The sequence below is a fragment of the Moorena sp. SIO2C4 genome, from assembly GCF_010672485.1.
In the GTDB taxonomy this organism is placed as follows: domain Bacteria; phylum Cyanobacteriota; class Cyanobacteriia; order Cyanobacteriales; family Coleofasciculaceae; genus Moorena; species Moorena producens.
In genome coordinates, this window is the sequence record NZ_JAAHGN010000609.1 from 1 (window position 1) to 4,520 (window position 4,520).

At 39.5% G+C, this 4,520-nt stretch carries 1 protein-coding gene and 1 pseudogene; both read left to right on the forward strand.

The genetic code is table 11. From position 1 onward, the window contains the following. Window positions 1-1,623 precede the first annotated feature (1,623 nt). Window positions 1,624-1,788: pseudogene (locus tag F6K20_RS25565) on the forward strand (AMP-binding protein); the annotation flags it as partial. A gap of 557 nt (window positions 1,789-2,345) precedes the next feature. Then, window positions 2,346-4,520, forward strand: a 2,175-nt coding sequence (locus F6K20_RS25570; protein WP_287296508.1) for a GNAT family N-acetyltransferase, incomplete at its 3' end; no start/stop codon positions are given.

The window sequence follows — 4,520 nt, forward strand, 5'->3', positions numbered from 1 at the left end:
TCGCGCAGCGTCGGCTTTGCCGAATCCAAAGATGCTAAAGTTCCCGAGTAATCAGGGAATAAATTCCTGTTCGGGCTAACCCCATAGATAGAATCTAGGGGCTTGCGCCCTCAGGGTTTTCGGTCAATGCTAGAGCTGAGGTTGGTGGATATCAGGCAGAACGATTCAGATTTCCCTCGAAGTTAGCTCCTTCATAATGTGTTACATACATGAGCTTTTCTACCCTTAGCTACTTAAGGCTCCTTCATTCTTACGGTAACTTCCGAGGCAGGCTATGGGGAAAAGGGTTAAAACTTATTGAATAAGGCGACCCTATCTAAGGTTTCTATCCAGGGAAGGACGGGGCTTGAGACCCAAAATTTTTGGTCAGAGGCGATCCGCTACTGCCCGGGGACGGGCGTGTACCCATGAGGAATGACTAGCGTACCCATTATTATCAATACCTAGGGCAAAAACTGTTCTTCATACTTACGCCATGGAGCTAAATACCCCTATCCTAATTACACAAAGCAATTGAAAGTTTTATAAATATTTATTAATCAAGACTTGACATACGGCATTTTTGTTGAACTTGTCACCAATGGCCTAATAGTTACGCCTCCCAGACAAGTAAAGTGGACTGTTAAGAGTTGGAAACTTTGGGTCTCGGAATAGGGAACAGCAACGGTTTGAGCAACTTTAATTTTCTTAACACAGTTCAAAAAAAAAAAAAATTAATAGCGTTTCTCTTGGTAATCAGATCTAGAGCATTTTTTCCCTACTCTCTACTTCCTACTCCCTAAAACCTAGGATGAAAGTACCTTAATCAATGGATTACTGCTAGTGAGTACTCCTAGATGTCAGAGTACTTAGGTTTTATATAGCTGCTATGGTTGGACGAGAGTCAAGCAGAATTTATTTACGATTAGGGTTGACAGGTTATTTTTTTCGTGCTAAATTTCTCATGGTACCTAATTTAGGGGACTCTCAATGCTCAGAAACCTAAGTACACTTAAGTATAGTGAAAACAGTAAAAAACTGTTGAAAGGGAGCAAATAAGCCTTGAAAAACGCTATTTATAAAGGAGCTTGAAACTTTGGAAATATCAGATGTTCAGACCTTGACGAGAAGTTTGACAATCTGGTAGAGTTGTTGCGGTATAGAGCCCATTATCAGCCAGATCAAATCGCTTATACCTTCAATGAAAAAGGGGAAGAAGAAACTGATCGTATCACCGATGAGGTATTAGACCAACGCTCAAGGGCGTACGCCTGTCAGTTGCCGTCTCTGGGGGCAACGGGGGAACGAGCGCGAGCTAGTAGTACCACCAGGTATAGACTTCATTGCTGCTTTGTTTGGGTGCTTGTACGCTGGCGTAATTGCAGTGCCCACATATCCACCACCCCGACGCAGTCAAAATCTGTCTCGGTGGTTAGCGTAAGCATACCTATGCAGAGGCTAGGTTTGCCCTAACTACCACATCTGTTATGACCGAGTTAACCAGCTCGCCGAGCCCAGCATCCAGCTCTGGGGAAGTTGCATTTGCGAGTCTACAATAAATGCGTACGCGACTTTGGGTTGAACTGGTCTCAACCAAGCCATTACAGCAGTAGCCATGCCTAACTCCTGTAAACTTCCGGCTCTACCGGGACACCCAAGGGAGTAATGGTGAGTCAGGGTAATCTGCTACACAATCAGCGGATGATTAAGCAAGCGTTCGGACATAGCCAGCAAACAATTGTAGTAGGTTGGTTGCTGACTTTCCACGACATGGGACTGATGGGAAATGTATATTTATATGAAAATTGAATAAATTACTTAGCCAACAGCGTTGGTCAATGAAAAAATGAAATATGTAGGGAGCAATCTCTCCGTAGTTATCCTTACTGGGTTAGATAAGCGTACCCATGGATTACCAAGGCCTACTTAGCAAACCGTAAAAATTAAGGAGACAGTTTGATGTAAACTAAATATAGATGTGACAATAGATTCTTTTCAGCTAGGCAAAATGGGAAACAAGTAATGATTTTTCTAGTCTACCTTCTGAAAATTAAATGAATGTAGCAAATAATATCATTACATATTTAGGACTACTCAAAAATCAAAAGTAAAAAACTAGCTCAAATGACTACATTAAAGGTCTCCATAAAAAAAACTTTATGCTGTACAATAATGTTATCCCAGCCAAACACACAATCTAATCAAATAGAGCCAGATCAGGGGAGAGTAAATGTATTATTAATTATTCATAGGTAGTAAACCTCAATTTAATTGTAAATTTCATGGTATTTTAAGTAAATTTCCATAAAAATCCTAGCCAAGCTCACTAACATCCTATTCAGAGTAAAACCAATAAATATCAAAAAATGCTAGAGTTAATTAATCGTTACGAACACGGCTTTGTTTATATTCCTGTAATCTTAGCCTGTAGAGAAAAAGGATTATTTGAATTAATAAAAAAAAAGAGAATAACCCACCGGCAAATAGCTAATACTCTAGGGGCAAATACAGGTAATTTGCAAGTGGCCTTAACAATGATGGAATCCCTAGGTTGGCTATCCAAAAATGAAGCTGATGAATACTCCCTCAAAGACAATTGTCAAGCTTACTTGTCCATTCCTGAAGAAATATTATATTTATACAACTTACCCATAGAATCCTATTTACTAGGAAAGGAAAAGCCTGGTATTATTAAAAATTGGATAGAGCTTTCTCAACAACAGTGGAATATTAATGATAGAACAATTGCCGATTTATTAGATGGGGTCTTAATAATACCAATTATGCTAGGGCTTCACAAGCATAATTTATTAGCAGTAGATGAAGACAAGCCTTTATTCTATAATGTGACTCCTCATATACGAGAAGAATTATCAAGATTGTTTATTGCTAAAGGATGGGCTGATAAAAGTTTGATAAAAGTCCAAAAACACAGCCAAAAATCGAATAAAAATAAGAATTATCTATGCTTGACTGATATTGGTAAATGCTTAGGGCAAAGGACAATAATTAAAAGTATTAGTTTAAATTGTTTTGAAAATAATTATTACAATTTGCGCCATCCTAAAATTGAGGATTTACGTGATTTAATAGCACTAGAGACATTGTGTTGGTCAGAAAATCTCCAAGTTGACAATGAAGAAATTTATAGACGAATTTTTAAAATTCCACAAGGGCAGTTTATTTTAGAGCTTGAGGATAAGATTGTTGGAGCTATCTATTCCCAAAGAATTGATAACCCTCAACTTTTGGATAATAAAACTTGTACACAAGTCCCTTTATTACATACTGAATCAGGAGTAGTGGTACAATTATTGGCAGTAAATATCTTGCCAGAGTTGCAAAATCAGGGATTGGGAGATCGACTGCTGGAATTTATGCTTCAGTATTGTGCCCAGATAAGTGGTGTCGAAAAAGTTGTGGCAGTAACTCTTTGTCGCAATTATCCAGACTATTCCCCTATGCCCATGGCAGAATATATCCACCAGAAAAATGAGTCAGGGTTACTAGTGGATCCGCTGTTGCGATTTCACCAGATTCATGGGGCTAAAATTGAGAAACTGCTTCCTGGTTACCGCCCTAAAGATTGGGAAAACCAGACTTGTGGAGTTCTCGTATCTTACGATATTCAACATCGTCAACGTTTTGATGGTGCGACAGTTGAAAAAAATCGGCAGACTAAGGTAAAACTGACAGAAGATATAGATGAAGTTGTGGCTAGCTGTGTGCGTAAAGTTATGCACCAGAAAAAGTCTTTTGATGCCCAGCGAGCACTGATGGAGATGGGCATCGAATCTTTGGAGTTGCTGGAACTGAGATACTTGTTGCAGAAGAAGCTGGGAGTGGAAATAGATCCTAATTTATTTTTTAAGTATGGAACTGCTGCCGCGATCGCTAGTTATTTTAAAGGGGAGACAACAGAGAGAAGCGGGGAAGTTTCTGAGGTACTACCAAAGCCAGAGGCAATAAAAACTGATTCCGGTTTTTCAACGGCTCAATTAGAAAATGGAGTAGCAATTATTGGTATGGCTTGTCGGTTTCCTGGAGATGCCGATAGCCCTCAACAATATTGGTCATTGCTCCATGATGGTATTGATGGGATTACGGAAGTACCTCCAACTCGTTGGGATATTGAGCAATATTACCATCCTGAGAAAAATCAGCCAGGAAAAATAGCTAATCGTTATGGGGGATTCCTAACTGAAGTTGACAAATTTGAGCCGGATTTTTTCCGCATTTCGGCTCGTGAAGCTCTCTACATGGATCCACAACAGCGTCTGCTGCTGGAAGAACATTGGAAGGCACTAGAAGATGCTGGCATTAATCCGGAATCTCTGTCGGGCACAGAAACGGGTATATTTGTGGGTATCGCTTTTCACGATTACGAACGCTTACAGGACAAATATTATCAAGAGCAAGATTTAAATATCTATTTTGCTACAGGTAGTTCTACTGCTATCGGTGCAGGAAGATTATCCTACTTTTTCCAATTAAATGGACCATCAATTACTGTAGATACTGCTTGTTCTTCATCTCTGAGA